Source organism: Streptomyces afghaniensis (assembly GCF_044327915.1).
Classification (GTDB): domain Bacteria; phylum Actinomycetota; class Actinomycetes; order Streptomycetales; family Streptomycetaceae; genus Streptomyces; species Streptomyces afghaniensis.
The window spans coordinates 211,542-230,608 of sequence record NZ_JBIRGJ010000006.1; the positions used below are offsets into that span (position 1 = coordinate 211,542).

The 19,067-nt window shown below is 72.1% G+C and carries 15 protein-coding genes and 1 riboswitch; of the genes, 8 read left to right on the forward strand and 7 right to left on the reverse strand.

The window, feature by feature from the left end; all coding sequences use genetic code 11:
- Nucleotides 1-7: 7 nt before the first annotated feature.
- The 3 genes from ACH4G3_RS23405 to fahA form a co-directional block, all read right to left on the reverse strand.
- Nucleotides 8-796 (reverse strand): GntR family transcriptional regulator, encoded by a 789-nt coding sequence (locus ACH4G3_RS23405; RefSeq protein ID WP_397626356.1) that lies wholly within the window; start codon nt 794-796, stop codon nt 8-10.
- Nucleotides 797-936: 140 nt separating this feature from the next.
- A complete protein-coding gene (locus tag ACH4G3_RS23410; RefSeq protein ID WP_397626357.1) occupies nt 937-1,875 on the reverse strand; it encodes a M56 family metallopeptidase in 939 nt (312 codons plus the stop codon).
- 251 nt (nt 1,876-2,126) lie between these two features.
- The gene (gene fahA, locus ACH4G3_RS23415) at nt 2,127-3,338 is read right to left on the reverse strand and encodes a fumarylacetoacetase (RefSeq protein WP_397626358.1); all 1,212 of its coding nucleotides are present in this window, start codon (nt 3,336-3,338) and stop codon (nt 2,127-2,129) included.
- A 310-nt stretch (nt 3,339-3,648) separates the two neighbouring features.
- On the opposite strand from fahA, the gene ACH4G3_RS23420 reads away from it, so the two are divergent.
- The 5 genes from ACH4G3_RS23420 (at nt 3,649) to ACH4G3_RS23440 (ending at nt 10,746) form a co-directional block, all read left to right on the forward strand.
- The gene (locus ACH4G3_RS23420) at nt 3,649-4,908 is read left to right on the forward strand and encodes a DegT/DnrJ/EryC1/StrS family aminotransferase (protein ID WP_397626359.1); all 1,260 of its coding nucleotides are present in this window, start codon (nt 3,649-3,651) and stop codon (nt 4,906-4,908) included.
- Nucleotides 4,901-7,159 (forward strand): lipopolysaccharide biosynthesis protein, encoded by a 2,259-nt coding sequence (locus tag ACH4G3_RS23425; protein WP_397626360.1) that lies wholly within the window; start codon nt 4,901-4,903, stop codon nt 7,157-7,159. The genes ACH4G3_RS23420 and ACH4G3_RS23425 overlap by 8 nt, the downstream gene beginning before the upstream one ends.
- 187 nt (nt 7,160-7,346) lie before the next feature.
- On the forward strand, nt 7,347-9,161 hold the full coding sequence (locus ACH4G3_RS23430) for a glycosyltransferase (protein WP_397626361.1): 1,815 nt from the start codon (nt 7,347-7,349) through the stop codon (nt 9,159-9,161).
- The gene (locus ACH4G3_RS23435) at nt 9,158-9,598 is read left to right on the forward strand and encodes a hypothetical protein (RefSeq protein WP_397626362.1); all 441 of its coding nucleotides are present in this window, start codon (nt 9,158-9,160) and stop codon (nt 9,596-9,598) included. The genes ACH4G3_RS23430 and ACH4G3_RS23435 overlap by 4 nt, the downstream gene beginning before the upstream one ends.
- A complete protein-coding gene (locus ACH4G3_RS23440; RefSeq protein WP_397626363.1) occupies nt 9,595-10,746 on the forward strand; it encodes a glycoside hydrolase family 26 protein in 1,152 nt (383 codons plus the stop codon). Before ACH4G3_RS23435 ends, ACH4G3_RS23440 begins: the two co-directional genes overlap by 4 nt.
- 13 nt (nt 10,747-10,759) lie before the next feature.
- On the opposite strand, the gene ACH4G3_RS23445 is transcribed toward ACH4G3_RS23440, so the two are convergent.
- The 3 genes from ACH4G3_RS23445 to ACH4G3_RS23455 all read right to left on the reverse strand — a co-directional run bounded on the left by ACH4G3_RS23445 (nt 10,760) and on the right by ACH4G3_RS23455 (nt 14,113).
- Nucleotides 10,760-11,515 (reverse strand): polysaccharide deacetylase family protein, encoded by a 756-nt coding sequence (locus ACH4G3_RS23445; RefSeq protein ID WP_397626712.1) that lies wholly within the window; start codon nt 11,513-11,515, stop codon nt 10,760-10,762.
- Nucleotides 11,516-11,658: 143 nt separating this feature from the next.
- Nucleotides 11,659-13,008, reverse strand: a complete 1,350-nt coding sequence (locus tag ACH4G3_RS23450) for a glycosyltransferase family 2 protein (protein ID WP_397626364.1) — start codon at nt 13,006-13,008, stop codon at nt 11,659-11,661.
- Nucleotides 13,009-13,027: 19 nt separating this feature from the next.
- Nucleotides 13,028-14,113, reverse strand: coding sequence for a GNAT family N-acetyltransferase (locus ACH4G3_RS23455; protein ID WP_397626365.1), 1,086 nt, complete (start codon nt 14,111-14,113; stop codon nt 13,028-13,030).
- Between the two features lie 171 nt (nt 14,114-14,284).
- Here ACH4G3_RS23455 and ACH4G3_RS23460 point away from each other — a divergent pair, with 171 nt between their 5' ends.
- Nucleotides 14,285-15,133, forward strand: a complete 849-nt coding sequence (locus ACH4G3_RS23460) for an HAD family hydrolase (protein WP_397626366.1) — start codon at nt 14,285-14,287, stop codon at nt 15,131-15,133.
- Here the strand turns inward: ACH4G3_RS23460 and ACH4G3_RS23465 are convergent.
- Nucleotides 15,097-15,861, reverse strand: coding sequence for a transglycosylase SLT domain-containing protein (locus ACH4G3_RS23465; RefSeq protein WP_397626367.1), 765 nt, complete (start codon nt 15,859-15,861; stop codon nt 15,097-15,099). The genes ACH4G3_RS23460 and ACH4G3_RS23465 overlap by 37 nt on opposite strands.
- Before the next feature lie 3 nt (nt 15,862-15,864).
- A riboswitch (cyclic di-AMP (ydaO/yuaA leader) is annotated at nt 15,865-16,034 on the reverse strand.
- 511 nt (nt 16,035-16,545) lie between these two features.
- Here ACH4G3_RS23465 and ACH4G3_RS23470 point away from each other — a divergent pair.
- On the forward strand, nt 16,546-17,556 hold the full coding sequence (locus ACH4G3_RS23470; protein ID WP_354744170.1) for a polyprenyl synthetase family protein: 1,011 nt from the start codon (nt 16,546-16,548) through the stop codon (nt 17,554-17,556).
- 230 nt (nt 17,557-17,786) lie between these two features.
- On the forward strand, nt 17,787-19,052 hold the full coding sequence (locus ACH4G3_RS23475; protein WP_397626368.1) for a LolA family protein: 1,266 nt from the start codon (nt 17,787-17,789) through the stop codon (nt 19,050-19,052).
- Nucleotides 19,053-19,067 lie beyond the last annotated feature (15 nt).

The window sequence follows — 19,067 nt, forward strand, 5'->3', positions numbered from 1 at the left end:
GGGTGGGCTACTGGGAGCGGTGCAACAGGCCGCTCATGGTGATGCGGTCGCCGCGGAAGCGGATGAACTCCAGGTCGACCGGGCGGCCGTCCGCGAGGTGGGTGAGGCGTTCCAGCATGAGGACGGCGGCGCCACGCGGGGCCTCGAGCACAGCGGCCGAGTGGGCGTCCGCGCTGACCGCTTCCAGGGTGATCTCGGCGTGGCCGAGGCGCCGGCCGGTGACGGCTTCCAGGAGGCGGAAGACGTCGGTGTTCTCCAGGTCGGCGCCGAGCAGTTCGGTGCCGATGTCGAGGGGGATGTAGGTGAGGTCGAGGGACAGCGGGAGGCAGTTCAGGCGGCGCAGGCGTTCGATGCAGAGGACGTCGGTGCCGGGCGCGAGCTGGAGGCGTCCGGCGACGGGCGCGGGTGCCGGGGCGGGGCCCATGGTGCGGACCTCGTTGGTGACCCGGCCGTGTTCGCGGAGGGTTTCCGCGAGACCCATCAGACGGTCGAGGCCGTGGGGGTACTTCTGGGCCACGACCACGGTGCCGACGCCTGGCTGGCGCGCCACGAGGCCCTCGGCCCGCAGCAGGTCGAGCGCCTCGCGGACCGTGTTGCGGCTGGTGCCGTAGTCGCCGGCGAGGGCCGACTCGTGGGGGAGGGCGCCGTCGGGGAAGGCGCCCGTGAGCAGCTGCCGGCGGAGCAGGTCCGCCAGTTGCCGGGCCCGGTCGGCGCGCAGCCGGCGCCGCGCGCGGTGGGCGGCGACGGTCGTCGCGGCTCCCTGGCCGGCGTGGTCTCGGATGCGGTCGCTGGGCATGGCTCGGACCATACCTATCCGATAGGAAAAGTGGTGTTGCGGGAATGTTGCGCCATCTCGGGCGCGACCAGGTGGGCTGTTGAGCTGGACTTTCCGCGTGCGGGTCAGGAGATCCGCCACCGGCCGCCGCTCCGGTACGGCTACGACAGGGCGGTCAGACCCGGCGCGAACGCGATCAGCAGGGGCAGCAGCGGTACCAGCGCGGCCGTGGTCGTCGTCAGGGCCCGGTGCCGACGGCCCAGGCGGGGCGGCGGTTCCAGGAGCCGGTCGACCCGCTCGCCCAGCAGGCGGTGGCTGGAGGCGCAGGACAGGACGCCGCGGTGCTGGTTGAGCTCGATCAGCGCCAGGGCCGTGGTCAGGTGGCCGCAGCGGCGGGAGGCGGTGTCGTCGGCGGCCAGTTCGACCAGGCGGTGCGTCTGGTCGCAGAAGTGGGCGAACAGCGGGATGCGGGGAAAGCCCGTGGCCAGGGCGGTGGACAGGTGCAGCAGCCAGTCGTGGCGGGCACGGGCGTGGCCGCGCTCGTGGGTGAGGACGGCGTCGAGCTGGTGGTCCGTGAGGCGGTGCAGGGCGCCCGTGGTGACGATCAGCTGGGGCGGGCTGCCGGGCATCCACCAGGCGTCGGGGTACTCGTCCTCCAGGACCAGCAGTGGTCCGCGGGCGGCGGGCAGTCCGGCCGGCAGGTCGGGGGCGCGTTCGCGGAGGTGGGCGCGGGCCTGGGCGCGGCGCCGGCGCGCCTCGACGAGCTCACGCGCGAGCATCGCGGTCGTCCAGGCGGCACCGCAGGCCAGCAGCAGGGTGAGGGCGGCGGCCCACAGCGGGGCGGTGGACAGGTCGTACGCCGCCGTCACCGCGGGCGGAGCCGGGGCGAAGAGCTGGGCGCGGACCGTGCCGAAGACGGCGGCGGCGCCCAGGGCGAGTGCCGTCACGCAGCACAGCAGGACGGTGGCGACCAGGCACTGCCACACCCACAGCCCGACCACCGGTTCCCGCTCGGGCCAGGCGGCCCGGGTCAGCGCACGGGGAACGGGTACGGCGGCCGTCACGGCGACAACGCTCAGCAGGAGCAGGCAGACGGTCATGGCCACGGGCTCCGGTGGGTCGGAAAGGGGGCGGCTACGGGTCGTGCGGGGGAGGGCGGCTGCCGAGCGCACCGGTGACGCGGCTGAAGTGCACACCGGCGAGCGCCCCGAACGTGCCGCGCACCGCGCACGTGCGGGCACACCGCCCGACGCCCAGTATGACGGTGCCGGACGGTGTGAGTCAGGAGTCGAGCGGCATCAGGAGCTCCGGGAGGGGCGACCGCCGGCCGGACCAGGGCCGCGCAGCACCGTCAGGCCGGCACCACCCGCCCCGTCACCTCGCCCAGCCCCACCCGCGCACCGTCCGGCCCCGGGGCCCAGGCCGACAGGGTCACCACGTCGCCGTCCTCCAGGAACGTCCGCTTGCCGTCGGGGAGTTCGAGCGGGTCGCGGCCGTTCCAGGTCAGTTCGAGGAGGGAGCCGCGCTCGCGGTCCGCCGGGCCGCTGACCGTGCCCGAGCCGTACAGGTCGCCGGTGCGCAGGGAGGCGCCGTTGACGGTCATGTGGGCCAGTTGCTGGGCGGCCGTCCAGTACATGGTGGAGAAGGGCGGCTCGGAGACGACGTGGCCGTTGACGGCGACGCTGATCCGCAGGTCGTAGCCGCCGGGTTCCTCGTCGCTGTCGTCCAGGTAGGGCAGCAGCCCGTGCGTCCGGGCCGGCGGGGTCACCCGGGCCTCCTCCAGGGCGTCCAGGGGGGTGATCCACGCCGACACCGACGTGGCGAAGGACTTGCCGAGGAACGGGCCGAGCGGGACGTACTCCCAGGCCTGGATGTCGCGCGCGGACCAGTCGTTGAGGAGACAGAGGCCGAAGACGTGCTCGCGGAAGCCGTCGAGGGACACCGGCGCGCCCATCCGGGACGGCACGCCGACCACGAAGCCGACCTCCGCCTCGATGTCCAGACGGACGGACGGGCCGAAGACGGGAGCCGGATCCGTGGGCGCCTTGCGCTGGCCCGAGGGGCGAACGACGTCCGTGCCCGAGACGACGACCGTGCCGGAGCGGCCGTGGTAGCCGATCGGCAGGTGCTTCCAGTTGGGGGTCAGGGAGTCCTCGGCGTCGGGGCGGAAGATCCGGCCGACGTTCCGGGCGTGGTTCTCGGACGCGTAGAAGTCGACGTAGTCCGCGACCTCGAAGGGGAGGTGCAGGGTCACCGAGGACAGGGGGTGGAACATCGGTGCGACGGTCTCGCGGTGGGACGGCACGGTCACCCACGCCGTCAGCGCCCGGCGGACGTCCGACCAGGCCGTGCGGCCCGCGGCCAGCAGCGGGTTGAGGGTCGGCTGCGCGAGCAGGGAGGCGTACGGGGAGCCGAGCGCGTGGGCCGCCGCGCCGGCGTCCAGTACGTGGTCGCCGAGCCGGACGCCCACGGTCCGGTGGGAGGAGCCGGGGAGGGAGAACACGCCGTACGGCAGGTTGTGCGGGCCGAAGGGGTCGCCCTCGGGGACATCGAAGGGGGGCATCGGGTGCTGCCTCGCTTTCGGGTGTGCCGTGTCGTCGCCACGTGTTCGTGGTCGTGCCACACGTTACGGGTGGCACACCGGTCCTGGGCAGTGTCCGAGGAGGCGGATACGGGCGAACGGGGCAGGTGGGTCCGGGTGGGACCGGACGGTGCGACTCCGGCGCGGCGGACGGGACGTCACATTCGTGCGTGCCGGAAGTTATCCACAGGACGCGACGCAATCTTGACGGAGCGGTGCGAACGGGGCGACTCTGGGCGGGTGCCGGAAGGCCTCGGGGAGGGGGCGTTCCGATGGCACACCAGGGGGGCGGATGGCCATTGGGGAGGCCGGTCCGGGCTCGGTGCGGCGTGGTTTGCAGCCGAAGCGGCTGGAAGAGACCATGCGCGTGCGGCTCGGCCGGGAATGCGTGTATGTACCGTCGTGCCGTTTCGGGCTGTACGTGGCACTGCGCCACTGGTGCCCGCCCGGCGGGCGGGTGCTGATGTCGCCGGTCAACGACGACGTGATCTTCTTCGTCGTGCTCGCGGCCGGACTGCGTCCGGTGCAGGCGCCGTTGAACCCGCTCGACGCGTCCATCGACGTCGATGCCGTGCCGGACGAGACGTGGAGATCGGTGTCGGCCGTGCTCACGACGAACCTGTACGGGAACCCGGACCCGGCCCCGAGCCTCAGGCAGAAGTGCGACGCGCTGGGGATCCCGCTGTTCGAGGACGCGGCGCACGCCATCGGCAGCCGGGTGGGGGACCGGCCGGTCGGGGCGTGGGGCGAGGCCTCCGCGTTCAGCCTGTCCAAGCACGTCGGGGCCAAGGCCGGAGGCATGCTCTCCCTCGCCGACCCGGGGTTACGGGAAGCGGTGGAGAAGACCTGCGCGGGGCTGCTCACGCCGCGCCGGCCGAGCTCCGAACTGGCCTATGCGATCCGGCCGTACGCGGAGGCGGCGGTGCGCGGGCTGCGGCTGCGGCGCGCCGCCTGGGCCGCGATCCGGCTGCTGGGGCTGGCGGATCGCGAGGAGATCCGGATGCCGCTGCGCCCGGACGAACTCGCGCGGGCCGCCCGCCATGCGCCCGGGCTCGACGCCCACCACCCCTGGGTACGCGTCGACATGCACGACTACCGCCAGGAGTCCGGCCGGCTGCGGCTGCGGCGCGTCGGACGCAAGCTCGACCGGCTGGACGAGGTGCTGGACGCCTGCCGGGCGGGTACGGAGCTGCTGCTGTCCACGCCCTGGGCCAAGCCGCGTGACGGGCACGTCATCCAGCCGTTGTTCCGGGTCCCGCTGTTCGTGGCGGACCGGGACGCGGCGATCGCGGCGCTGGCACGGCAGGGCATCATCGTCGGCTACCTCTACGACCCGCCCCTGGACGACTACGCCGGGGAGCAGTTCACCGACGTCTCACCGGCTCCCGAGGCGGCCCGCTGGTTCGCGCGGCACGCGCTGCCCGTGGACCCGCTGCGGGCCCGGACGGTCGTCGAGGCGCTGGAGCGCTCCGGCGCGCGGCCGGTCGAGGCACCGGGGGAACCTCCCGGCGGCAGGCCGGCACCGGGAGGGCCGGTTCAGTCCCGTGGCTGAGATCCAGGTGCACGAGCCCGCCCCCACGCGCGCCGACGGCGGCGGACCGAAGCCCGCCGCCGACGAGCACACGCACGACTCGCTGTTCAAGAACGCCTACTTCCTCATGCTCAGCACCGGCGTGTCCGCCGTACTGGGCCTGGGGTTCTGGCTGGTGGCCGCCCGTTACTACTCCGAGGAGGCCGTCGGCCAGGGCTCCGCCGCCATCGCCGCGATGCGGCTGCTCGCCAGCATCACGGCCACCACGATGATCGGTGCCGTCGTCCGTTTCGTCCCCCGTGCGGGCCGGGAGACCGGACGCCTGGTGTGGGGCACGTACGCGGCCAGTTCGCTGGTCGTGGCGCTCGCCGCCGCCGTCTTCCTGCTCACGCTCGACGCGTGGGGAGCGTCGTACGCCCCGCTGGGCACGCCCATGGCGGGCGCGGTGTTCGTCGCGGCGTGCGTGGCCTGGGCGCTGCTCACGCTCCAGGACGGGGTGCTCACGGGACTGCGCAAGGCGGAGTGGGTGCCGGCCGGCAACGCGGTGTTCTCGGTCGGGAAACTGGCCCTGCTGGCCGTCTTCGCCGGCACGCTGCCCGTCCTCGGCATCTTCGTCTCCTGGGCCGTCGCGATCGCCTTCTCCACACTGCCCCTGGGCTGGCTGATCTTCCGCCGGCTCATCCCGCGCCAGGCCGAACTCGAACGTGAGAAGGAGCCCCCCAAGCTCCGCGACATGGGCCGCTTCCTGGCCGGGGACTCGCTGGGCGCGCTGTTCAGCCTGGCGATGATCAACCTGCTGCCGGTGATGGTCGCGGTCCGCTTCAGCGCCGCGGAGAACGGCTACTTCTACGTGGCGTACACCGTCGGCGGCACGATGGAGTTCATGGCCATCAACATGGCCTCGTCCCTCACCGCGCACGCCTCCCACGACCCGCGACAACTCGCCGACGGCGTCCGGGGGGCCCTGCGGCGCATGACGCTGCTGCTGGTCCCGGTCGTGCTCGTGCTGGTCCTCTTCGCCCCGTACATCCTCACGCCCTTCAGCCCGGACTACGCCGAGCACGGCTCGACCGTGCTGCGGCTGCTCGCCCTCGGCGCGCTGCCGCGGGTGGTGGTGGAGCTGTACATCGGCGTACTGCGCGTGCAGGGGCGTACGGGTGTGCTTGCCGCGCTCCAGGGCGCCATGTGCGCCCTGGTGCTGGGCAGCGCGGCCGTGCTGTTCACCCCGGCCGGGATCGCGGGCGCCGGCTGGGCGGTGCTGCTGAGCATGACGCTGATCGCGGTCGTCTCCACGGCCGGGCTGAGGGCGGCCCTGCGGCACAACGACAGCGCGCCCGCGGCCCGTACGCCGGCCGATGCCTCCCATCCCTCCTACGGCACCCGCTGGGCGAAGCTGAACGCCACCGCCGGGTACGGCACGACCTGGGCCCGCCGGGCCGCGTACCAGCCCAAGGACGGCGACGAGGACACGGTCACGTTGTTCATCGGGCGCCCCGGATACGAACGTGAGGCGCTCCAGGCGGACACGCTGGCGCTGATCGTGCGGCCGGATGGGCCGGCCGGTGAGCCACCGCGCCACGAGTCGGCGAAACCGGCGGAACCGGATCAGGAGCCGCAGGAGCGGCGGCTGAGAGGCGCCCTCTGGAGCCTGCTCGGCGTCGCCACGGTCTTCTTCTGGGCGCCGTTGCGCGACCTGCCCTGGCTCGACGGCGCCGGCGAAGCGGCACTGACGGGACGTCAGCTGCTGGAGGGCCTGCCGTTGCCGTCGCTCACGGCGGGAGGCCTGCTGCTCGTGGTGTTCGTCGCCGCCGTCACGCTGTGCGCCCGGCGCGACCCGTGGCTGCCCGGTGCGGCGCTGTACGCCGCCCTGCTCGCCCTGTACGCCGCACCGGCCGCCCTCGGGCGGGAACCGCGGCCGGTGGACGGGGCGTTGTATGTGAAGACGGCCGGCTTCCTCGCGGACGCGGTCGGGCTCGACGGGCCCGAGCCGTTGCTCCGCTGGGCGCCGCCGGTCTGCCTGTTGCTGTGTCTCGTACCGCTGTGGCTGCTGCTCGCGAGCGCGGGCGGACGGCTGACGTGGCCGGGGCGCTGGGGGGTTCTGTATCTCGTCGCGGTCGGCGGCTGGGTGTGGCGTGAGGAGCTCGCACCGGTCGCGCCGCCCCTGCTCGCCGTACTTGTCGTACTCGTCCTGCTCCTGCCGCTCTGCCGCCGTGCCGCGTCGGCCGTAGGACCACCGCACCGCAGACAGCCGAACGGCCGACCCAGCGCCTGATCAAGCACCAGAGCCGAACCGCCAGGGGGGAACCACCGTGCGTCCGCCAGTAACTCCGAGGGAGAGATCCACGCCAGAACCCACACCGGCACGGGACGGCGCGAGCACCCCCGGCAGCAGCCCCGAGACCTCGAGCCAGTCCTCCAGCTCCTCCTCCTCGGAGTCGTCGAGCCCCGCCCATGAGCCCGTGACGGACCTGTCCGACCTGCCCCCCGCCTGGTCCGGGCGGCGCGCACTGGCCTGGCCCGGCGTTCCGCTGCTCGTCGCGCTCGCCCTGTGGGCGTACGCCGTGCGGCACACCGACGTCTCGCGGCTCGACGACTACGGGCTGGTCACCGCGCTGCACCCGGCCTTCTGGGCCGGACTCGTGGTGCTCACCACCGGCTTCTGGTTCACGGTCCGCGATCCACGCCGGCCGGGCGCCTGGGCCGCGGCCTACGTCCTCGGGCTGCTGGTGATGGAGCGGGCCACGCAGGCCGTGCTCTACCCGACCCCGCTGTACGCCTGGGCGTGGAAGCACGAGGCGGTCATCGACCATCTGCTGACGGCCGGCGGTCTGCAGACGGCCGACCAGGTCGGCGACATGGCGGTGTACGACCAGTGGCCCGGCTTCTTCGCCGCGCAGGCCGCCCTGCTGCGGTTGCTGGGCGTGGACTCGGTGGCGATGTTCATGGCATGGTGGCCCCTGGTCTCCAGCCTGATGCTGCTGCTCCCGCTGCTGCTGATCTACCGCACCTTCACCGAGGACCGGCGGCTGATCTGGACCGCGGTCTGGCTCTTCTACGTCGCCAACTGGGTCGGTCAGGACTACTTCTCCCCCCAGTCCGTGGCCTACGCGCTGCACGTCGGCGTCCTGGCCCTGGTCCTGCGCCGCTTCGGCCGGTCCGCCGTGCGGGGCGGGCGGCCCCGGCAGGCCGTGTGGACGGTGGTGCTCATCGTCATGGTCGTGGCGATCGTCATCTCCCACCAGCTCACCCCGGGCATGCTGGTCGTCTGCCTGCTCGCCCTGTGCCTGAGCCGCCGCTACCGCGACTGGGTCCCGGTGGTCACGACCGTCGTGATCTTCCTGGCCTGGTGTCTGACGGCCGCACTGCCCTTCCTGTCCGCTGCGATGCCGGACATGATCCGCTCCGTCGGTGACGTCGGCGCCAACGTGGAGACGGGGTACGGCGCCACCCCGACCGGCACCGGAGCGATCGCCACATCCTGGGCGGCCCGGCTGCTGTCCGCCTCCGCCTTGCTGCTCGCGGCCGTCGGCGTACTGCGCCAACGGGTGCTGCGGCACCGGGCCCGGCCCCTGCTGCTGATCGCGGCGGCACCGCTGCCGATGTTCGCGGCGAGCAGCTACGGCAGCGAGATGATCTTCCGGGTGCTGCTGTTCATGCTGCCCGGTGCCGCGTTCTTCGCCGCCGCCGCGCTGCTGCCCAAGGTCCGCACGCTGGCCGCCGACGCCGCCGCGAAGGAGGCCGGCAGCCGGCAGGCCGCCCCGGTGAAGGCCCGCAGACGTGGGCTCGGCACCTGGGTGGGGCTGGCCGCACTGCTCGGCGGAACCCTGGCGTTCGTCCCGGCCTACTCGGGCAAGGACCGGATCAACTACTTCCCGCCGCAGGAAGTGGCCCTCGTACGGCAGCTCTTCGACCAGGCGCCCGAGGGCTCGCTGGTCGTGGCCGCCAACCGCAACTACCCGCTCGCCTACGCCTCCTACTGGAGCGTCGACCACTACTGGTTCCTGGACGACGCCCGCAGCCACGTCGACCGGATCGTCCGCGACCCGGCCGGCACCCTCGCCAGTGACATGGCCGGGGTGGAGCGGCCGGCCCGGGCCTACTTCCTGCTCACCCAGGGGCAGCTGGCCAACTCCGAGATGAACGGGCAACTCGACCACGCGCAGTTGAGCCGCATCCAGAAGTCCGTCGCCGCCTCACCCCGCTTCCAGCTGGTGGCGGAGAACAGCGCGGGATGGCTCTACGCACTGAAGCAGACTGGGGGAGCGGAGCGATGACACCGCAGGAACTCGTGGTCCGGATGCTGCCACCGTTCAGCGGCTGGCTCGCGCTCGCCGCTCTCGCGCTGCCCGGCGGATCGCCGCTGCGGGGCGCCGCCGTCGCCCTCTTCCTGGCGGCGGGCCCGGGTGCGGCCGTGGTCAGAGTCTGCGCCCCCGCGCTGGGGGCGCGCCCCGCCCAAGGCCCCGTCGAGCGCCGCGACCCGGACTTCGCCCGCCACTCCGACCTGCTGGAGCGGCTGATGCTGGTGCTGTTCGTCAGCATCGGCGCCGTGATGCTCGTCGCGACCGTGCTGATCGCCACACACGCCTTCAGCGCGCAGCGCGTGCTGCTGACGCTGACGCTGCTGACCACACTCGCCGCGTTCTGTCCGCCGCTGCGCGCCTCCCCGCCGCCGAGGACGACACCGAGGACACCGAAGGGTTCTGCTCCGTGAGGTTCAACCGTCCCCACCGTCCCTTTCGCCGCAAGCCGACCACGACCGGACAGCACCGCAGGAGGCCACAGCCACACGAGGAGCAGCCGTCCGCCGGCCCGTTCACATCGAGCCGGCGGCGTCTGCTGATCACGTCCGCCACCATCGTCAGCGCGGTCCTGGTCGGTGTACTCGCCCTCCGGAACGCCTCCGGGCCGGACCCGGGAGCCGCCGGTTCCCAGGCGGACTGCCGCCCCTCGGCGATCCTGGAACCGCCCTGCGGCGCCTGGTTCGGGGCGTTCGTGCCGCACGAGCGGGACGACCTGCCGGAGAAGGTGCGCGCCTACGAGAAGCGCGTCGGCCGTGAACTCGACATCGTGTACACGTACCACGACATGTCCCTGCCCGAGGGCACCCGCCGCGAGGGCCAGTTGCTCACCCCGGAGGAGCAGCGCGTCGGCGAGGACCGTCTGCTGCTGCTGTCCTGGGAGAGCAAGTGGTGGGGCGGCACGAAGGAGCAGCAGCCGACCTGGAAGCAGATCGCCTCCGGCGAGCTGGACAAGACCGTCATCGACGTCCAGGCCGAGCGCGTCAAGGACTACGGCAAGAAGGTGTTCCTCTCCTTCGACCTGGAGATGGACACCCGCACCCCGGCCAACGGCACCCCCGCCGAGTACGTGAAGGCGTACCGGCACATCCACGACCGGTTCCGCGAACTGGGCGTCGACAACGTGGTGTGGACGTGGATCACCACCGGCTACCTCGAGCACGCCGACGAGATGAAGCGAATGTATCCCGGCGACCAGTACGTCGACTGGATCGGCTACAACCAGTACAACTACTACCGCTGCCACAACACGGGCTGGCGCACCTTCGCGCAGACACAGCACTCCGCGCACGACTGGATCCGCGAGAACATCTCCGACGACAAGCCGCTGATGCTCTCGGAGTTCGGCACCGCCGCGGACCCGTCCCGCCCGCAGCGGCAGGCCGAGTGGTACGCACAGGTGCCCGCGGTGCTGAAGGGCCTGGACGGCGTCAAGGCCGCCCTCCAGTGGAACTACCGCGACCCCGGACCGCACTGCAACCTGGCCCTGGCGAACGATGCGGCCTGGGACAGCCTGCGCAAGGCGGTCGCCGACCCGTACTTCGACCAGCCGCTGAAATGACCCCGCAGCACCCTCAGCCCGCGAACTCGGGCCCGCGCACCACCGCGCGGGCCCGCCGGTACCAGCGCCACGCGATCGTCCTGGGCCCGTCCCGGTACGGCGCGACCCGGGCCCCCGCACCCGCCAGCCAGCCCTCGACGTCGGCGACGGTGTGGGTACGCCGGACGATGAGCCGGGCGATGCGGTAGCGCTCGTCGCGGTCGGAGCTGAGCGCGTGCCGCACGGCGGTAGCCGTCTCGTAGCCGGCCCGGGCCGACATCGCCCGCACGCGCGGGCTGTTGTAGCCGTGCGGATAGGCGAGATGGCGGACCTCGTGCCCGAGGGCGTCCTCCAGCACGGCCTTCGACGAGCGCAGTTCGTACGCCAGGTCCGTGCCGGACAGGGTGTCGAGCTGCGCGTGCGTGACCGTGTGGCTGCCGATCTCCATGCCGTAACGTTCCAGCTCCGCCGCCCGGTCCAGGGTCATCATCGGCGCGGGCGGCAGCAGACTGCGGCCGCCCGGGGCGATGGCACCGGTGGTGAGATAGGCGGTGGCGGGCAGCGCCCGCTCGGCCAGCGCCTCGGCGGTGGGGCCGGGCAGATCGGCGAAGCCGTCGTCGAAGGTGAGCAGCACGGGCCGGGGCGGCAGGGGCGCGCGCCCGGCCAGATGGTCGGCGATCGCACTGATCGTGACGGGTGTACGGCCGCTGCGGACCACGGCGTCGAGATGCGCGGCGAACTGCTTCGGCGTAACCGTGAACTCGGCGATCCAGTCGGGCGGATCGTCCATCACCGAGTGGTACAGGAAGACGGGGATGGCCGGGGAGCCGACAGCACCCGGTGGCGCTATCGGCCCTTCACCGTCCTGCGCGCTCTTCTCCGCCCGGCCTCTGCCGTCCCCCTGGCCCTCGTCCCGCGCACGTGCCGACGTCTTCATCTCGCCCCCTCACCCCGCGTGCGCAGCGCCCGCCGCGCGCGCAGATAACCGACAGGCCCGTACACCATCCCCCGGCGCTGCAACCGCGACAGCCGCCGCGGCCACGGATGTGTCCGCGTGTCGTGGTCGCCCGGCGCCCCGCCGCCCTCCGTCTCGCGTACGGCGGTCAGCGCGCGGGCGTGGGCGAGGCCGCGGGGCAGTTTCGCGAGGAACGCCGGCAGCAGCGCGGGGCGGTTCACCAGAACGGCGGTGAGGTACGCGGTGAGTCCGGCGCCGTAGCCGTAGGCCTGGGTCTCCAGGTCCTGCCAGGTCTCCCGGTGGTGGTGCCACACCAGGGCGGACGGGGTGTAGCGCAGCCGGTGGCCCTGGGCGAGGACCCGGACGAAGCCGTAGAGGTCGTCGCCGCCCCGGGCGGCCGTGCCGGCACCGGTCGCCGGGTCGAAACCGCCGACGGAACGCAGGGCGGCCGTCCGGAAGGCCATGTTGGCACCGGAGCCGAACCGCCCCGCCGTGAAGGGGAACAGCGGCTCGTCGCCCGGCGGACGCGCCGGGTCGTACGTCCTTGGAGTGAAGCCTTTGGCGAAGCCGCCGTGGCTCTCCAGCAGTACCTGGGCCGGGGTGGTCAGCCGTGCGGGCAGGATCAGCCCGGTGCTGCACCCGAGTCCGGGGTCGGCGGCGAAGGGCGCGGTCAGCTCGGTCAGCCAGCTCGGATCGGCGACCACGTCGTCGTCCGTGAAGGCGACGACCTCTCCCCGCACGGCCGCGAGCCCCGTGTTGTGAGCGACCGCGAGGCCGGGCACCGGCTCGCGGACGTACCGCACGCGCTCGGCGTACTTCCGCTCGATCAGCTCCCGCGTCTCGCTCGTCACCGGGGCGTTGTCCACGACGACGATCTCGAACCGCGGATGGTCCTGTGCCAGCAGCGAATCCAGCGCCCGGGCCAACTGCCCGGCACGCTCCCGGGTGGCGACGACGACACTCGTGTACGGAGGCTCACCGGCCTCACGAGCCTGCCCGGGCCCGCGACCTTCCCGGGCCTCAGAACCTTCCCCGGCCCCGCCACCGTCCCCGGGCTCACCACCCCGCGCGGCCGCACACTCCGCCCGCGCCCGCGCCGCGAGCACCGCCTTCGCGTCCGCCCCCTCAGGCACCCGCCCGAGCAGCGTCCCCACCGGCCGCCCGCTCCGCCTGACCAGTACGAACACCTCGCCATGCGTCACCGGCGGGCTCCCCGGGCCCGGTCTGAGCACCGCCTCGTCACCGTCGAGGTCCAGCTCGGCGACCTGCACCGCCCCGATGTCCAGGAACCGCCGTATCTCCTCCTGCGCACGTGCTGAACGGGCCATGGGCCCTCCCCCCTCGTCGTCAGGTACGGCGCAGCCGAGCCGCGCCCTTCAGGGTCCGCGCGGCCAGCGCCGCGAGCCGTGGCCTGCCGCGGACGTAGCTGTGCACGCGGCGCGCCGGCTCGCGGCTCAGCCAGTGCAGCGCCGCGCCCGCCCCGGGGCGCGTCACCGCACCCTCGTACACGGGCAGTTCTCCCGTCTTCAGCGCGTCCTTGTACTCGGCCGCGCCCCGCCCCAGATCGAGCATGCCGATGCCCTCGGCGGCCGCCGCCTCGGCCATGCGCAGGTGCAGCACCAGACCGGGCGAGTACTTCGCGAACTCCGGGTCGTAGGCCGGGAACCAGCAGGCCAGGACCGACGCCGAGCGCAGTCCGAAGTGCGCGGCCAGCGGCCGTTGACCGGCGTACAGCACGGACAGCGTGCCGCTGCACTCCGGTGCCCGGGTCGCGGCCAGCCGCCCCACGAGCCGGGTGATCCACTCCTGGGCGAACCGGTCCCGGCGGCCGGTCCTTCGGTACTGCGCCGACTTCCACTCCATGAGCGTGCGCAGCGCGGCCGGCTCACGCTCGTCGAACACGAACCGCAGCTCGCCGACCTGCCGGCCCAGCCTGCGCTCCTTGGCCAGGGTGGTCTTCAGGAACTTCGGCGACTGGGCGCGCAGCACCGACTCGTACGTCTCGTAGCCCTTCTCCACGTCGATGACGTAGGTGGCGTGCTCCTCGGCCGCGTACCGGACGAACAGCCGCTGCTCGGCCTCCAGGTTGTCGAAGGCGAAGCTCGACAGCGAGCAGCGCCGCAGCAGTTCGCCCGTGTCCAGCCGCAGCCCCGGCCGCAGGATCGCGCCCTGCGTGTCCGAGACGCCCAGCCCGATCGCACGGCCCTGCCCCAACGGGCCCCGCTCATGGGGCAGGAAGCCGGCCGGCTCCAGCCCCTCGTACACCACCGCGACCCGTGCCTGTGGCCTCACCAGCCCGACGGCTTCGGTGAACTCCGGTTCCATGAAGGGGTTGCGCGGTGTCTCCGACGCCGCGCGCAGCGCGCGCCAGCGCTCCTTCTCCCCCTCGCCGAGCTCCCCGGGCACACCCACACGAACACGCCCACTGCTCAACCCGACCCCCCGATCAAGTCCCCCCTGGACACTTGGAAGGTACCGCCCGAGACGGCCTCGACGGTAGGTAGCGGACCATGTTGTTGCCAACTGGTGCAGAGGCCTTCAACCGGGCAATCGGTGTCCGCCGCGGGATGAAACGAAAGGGCGCACTGTCCGTATTCTCTGATCATGGCCGCACCCATCGCATATTCACTCATCGCCACCGACCTGGACGGGACGCTGCTGCGCGGCGACGACACCCTGTCCGACCGGTCCCTCGCCGCGCTCGCGCGGGTGGCGGACGCCGGTGCCCAGCACCTCGTGGTGACGGGCCGGCCGGCGCCCAGAGTGCGGCCGCTCCTGGACGACCTCGGCTGTACGGGGCTCGCGGTGTGCGGGCAGGGCGCGCAGGTGTACGACGCCGGCGCGGACCGGCTGCTGTGGTCCATCACCCTGGACCGGGAACTGGCGGAGACCGCCCTCGGCAAGATCGAGGCCGAGGTGGGGCAGGTGTACGCCGCGGTCGACCAGGACGGGGTCGACGGGCTCACGCTCATCGAGCCGGGCTACCTCATGCCGCACCCGACCCTGCCGGCGGTGCGGGTCGACCGGCGCGACGACCTGTGGGGCGCGCCCATCAGCAAGGTGCTGCTGCGCCACCCCTACCTGAGCGACGACGAGTTGGCGGCGACGGCCCGCTCGGTGGTCGGTTCACTGGCGACCGTGACGATGTCGGGGCCCGGCACGGTCGAGCTCCAGCCGTGCGGCGTCACGAAGGCGACGGGCCTGGCGCTGGCCGCCGAGCACCTGGGGCTGCGGCCGGCGGACACCGTCGCCTTCGGGGACATGCCCAACGACATCCCGATGTTCGACTGGGCCGCCCACGGCGTCGCCATGGCCAACGCCCATCCCGAACTCAAGGCCGTGGCCGACGAGATCACCCTGTCGAACGAGGACGACGGCATCGCCGTCGTCCTCGAACGGCTGCTGGGCGGGACGGCTCAGTACGGGCCGTTGACGTTGTCGATCGAGCCGTAGCGGGCCGCCGCGTAGTTGCAGGCCGCCGTGATGTTGGCGACCGGGTCGTACGGGTCGAAGGAGGTGCCGGGCACGTGGTAGGCGGCGAAGGTCGGGTCGATGACCTGGAGCAGACCCTTGGACGGGGTGCCCTTGGCGGCGTTCGAGTCCCAGTTGTTGATCGCCAGGGGGTTGCCGGACGACTCCCGCATGATGTTGCGGTAGATGCCGTCGTACGAGCCCGGGATCCCCTTCTGCGCCATGACGTCCAGCGCCTCGCGGATCCAGCCGTCCAGGTTGTTCGCGTAGGTCTTCGCGGAGGCCTGGGTGGCCTGGGCGACGCCGCCGGCCGGCTTGGCGGGGGCCGAGGACTTGGTGGCCGTCTTCTTCACGGCGTCCGTCTTGGCCGTCTTCACCTTCAGCTTCAGACCCGGGTGGATCAGCTTCGGGTCGTCGCCGACGGCGGCGCGGTTGTCCTTGTAGAGCTGCTTCCAGCCGCCCGACACGTCGAATTTGTCCGCGATGCGGGCGAGCGAGTCGCCCTTGGTGACGGTGTACGTGACGGACTTGGAGGTCTTGGCCTGCGGCACGGACTGCGCGACGGCGGATGCGCTCTGGGCCGGCTGGGCGGCGCCGGCCTGCGTCGCGCCGAGCAGCGGGAGGGTGAGTGCCGCTCCGCCGGTGCCGACGGCTGCGACACGGCGGGTGAGCTGGCTGCTTCTGGGGCGACGGTGCTTGCCTCGGGGCATGGCGATGTTCCTCTCCGGCGCCTGCGAGGTGAGCTGTCGGGTTCGGGCCGGGAGGTGCCCGGCCGCCTACGGCGCTGTGTGCCGTACGCGGCTTCACCCCGAGCCGTTCCGCTGCGCGGACCGGCGACTTACCTGGGTCCCCCGCTCCTGCCCTGCGTGAGTGAGTCGGATGGTGTGGGGCGTCCGGGCGGCGGCAGGATTCGGCGTCCGCCGGACAGGCCCGGAACGTATGCGAGAGCACATGTCGGGAACAAGCACCGGAGTCACATCTCGAGCGGTTGACCTTGGTCAGAGGCTTATGAGGCGCTTGATCCTTTGCTGAAGCCAAGGCTCAACTTGCGTGCGGCGGAAGGAGGTACGGGTCGGTGCCGGAGTGGGATGTCACAGGGGATAACGTGATTCAACTCACTGATCACGAGTCCGTGGGGCAATTTGCACCAAGGGGAATTCGCTTATCCATCACGGCAAATCGTGCATACGTCACTACCTCCTGGTAAGTCGATAAATGTCTGCTCTTATGAGCTGATCAAAAACATGGCGGTCGTGATCGGATACCACCCGGCCTGTAACCCTGGGCGCTGGTGGTGATCGAAACGTGACCGGATACGCTGACTCGAGTGATGGCAGCGACCTATCGACAAACCGCGTGATCACCGGCAGACACCAGCAGACAGGAGACCCCTCGTGACCGACGTCGGGCCGTTCGGGCTGAGCGTGCGGGACCAGGCTCTGGAAGCCGATGTCCAGGCCGGATTGGCGGCTGTCGAGGAAGGCTTGCTCGAGGCCACCAAGAGTGAGGTGCCCTTCATCACGGAGGCCGCCCAGCACCTGGTCCGGGCCGGCGGCAAGCGGTTCCGTCCGCTGCTCGTGATGCTCTCGGCCCAGTTCGGCGACCGGTACGCGCCCGGGATCGTGCCGTCGGCCGTCGTCGTGGAGTTGACCCACCTCGCCACGCTGTACCACGACGACGTGATGGACGAGGCCACCGTGCGGCGCGGGGTGGCGAGCGCGAACGCCCGCTGGGGCAACTCCGTCGCGGTCCTCACCGGTGACTTCCTCTTCGCCCGCGCCTCGCACATCCTGGCCGACCTCGGCCCGGAGGCGGTGCGGGTGCAGGCCGAGGCGTTCGAGCGGCTGGTGACCGGGCAGATCCTGGAGACGGCCGGACCGCAGGACGGCCGCGACCCGGTCGAGCACTACCTGGACGTGCTGGGCGGCAAGACCGGCTCGCTGGTGGCGGTGTCCTGCCGGTTCGGCGCCATGATGTCCGGCGCCGACGAGACGGTCGTGGACGTGCTGACCCAGTACGGCGAGCGGCTCGGCGTCGCCTTCCAGCTCGCGGACGACGTCCTGGACATCGCCTCCGACTCCCACGAGTCCGGCAAGACCCCCGGCACCGACCTGCGCGAGGGCATCCCCACGCTGCCGGTGCTGCGGCTGCGTGAGCGTGCGGCCCGGCTCGGGCTCGCGGACGACATCGCCCTGTGCGAGCTGCTGGACTCCGACCTCACCGACGACGACCGGCACGCCGAGGCCCTGCGCCTGCTGCGGGCCCACCCGGCGCTGGAGCAGGCCCGGCGGGACACCGTCCGCTACGCCCAGGACGCCCGCTCGGCGCTGGCACCGCTGCCCGAGTGCGCCGCGAAGACGGCGCTGGTGGAGCTGTCCGACGCCGTGGTGCACCGGGCCGGCTAGCGCGTTTTCCCCCACGACCCCTACGGGTCGGGGGAGAAGCAGCCCTCTCGTGTCATACCGGAGCAGTACGTGGAGTTGAGCCCGGGGTCTGACGTATCTCGCCGGCCGATTTGGTCAGATAGTCACCACGGAAAACACCACTCCTCACCAGTTCGGGTGAGAATGGCGGCTCAGGGACGAGTGCGTGCACGACACGGACAGCCGCCGCCGATCACGGAGGTAGGGCACACATGGCACCGTACGCATCCGACGACAGCACGACCGCCGGGGAGGTCGACGAGCAGCGCTCCGGGCGGCGCAAAGCCGCGCGGTACATCGTCCCGGTCACGGTGGTGGGGGTGGCGGCCGCGACGATCGGGCTGGTCCCCGCACTCGCCGACTCCGGTGACCCCGACCTCCCGAAGATCACCGCACAGCAGCTCATCGAGAAGATCGCCAAGTCGGACGTCCAGCAGCTGTCCGGCACCGTGAAGATCAGCACCGACCTCGGCCTGCCGGACCTCGGCGGGCTGGAGAGCAGCCTGATGTCCGGTGCCGCGGGCCAGGGCGAGGGCGGCTCCTCCGCCGACCCGACGGCCAAGCTCACGGAACTGGCCTCCGGCACGCACACCCTGCGCGTCGCGGCCGACGGCCCGGACAAGCAGAAGCTGTCGCTGCTGGAGAACGCCGCCGAGTACAGCATCGTCCACAACGGCAAGGACGTCTGGGGCTACGACAGCAAGTCGAACGAGGTCTACCACGGCACCGCCTCCGACAGCCCGGAGCGCGGGAAGGACCAGCAGCCGCCTGCCACGCCCAAGGACTTCGCCGAGGAGGCCCTGAAGGCCACCGACGACACGACCTCCGTCACGGTGGACGGCACCGCCCAGGTCGCCGGCCGGGACGCCTACAAGCTGGTCATCAAGCCCAAGCAGTCCGGCTCGACCGTCGGCGCGGTCACCGTGGCCGTGGACGCGAAGACCGGCATGCCGCTGAAGTTCACGCTGACCCCGGCGAGCGGCGGCGCCGCCGTCGTCGACGCGGGCTTCACCCAGGTCAGCTTCGCCAAGCCGGCCGCGTCGACCTTCGACTTCACCCCGCCCAAGGGCGCGAAGGTCACCGAGGAGAAGGACGCCGCCAAGGACTTCGGCAAGGGCTCCCACAAGGGCTCCGAGAAGGACTTCGGCAAGGGCTTCGAGAAGGGCGGGGCGCGCGAGCACGCCCCCAAGGCCGGGGAGCACCCCGGCAAGGGCCTCGACGGCATGAAGACCATCGGCGAGGGCTGGAGCTCCATAGCCACCTTCGACACCGGCGGCGAGGGCATGCCCTCGGGCAAGGCCGGCGGCGAGTTCGGCGGCTTCATCGACTCGCTCGGCGACAAGGTCACCGGCAAGTTCGGCTCGGGCACGGTCTTCTCCACCCGCCTGGTCAACGCACTGATCACGGACGACGGCAAGGTCTACGTGGGCATGGTCACCAAGGACGCGCTCGTCAAGGCGGCCGACGCCGGGAAGTAAGCCCTCTCGAGAGAA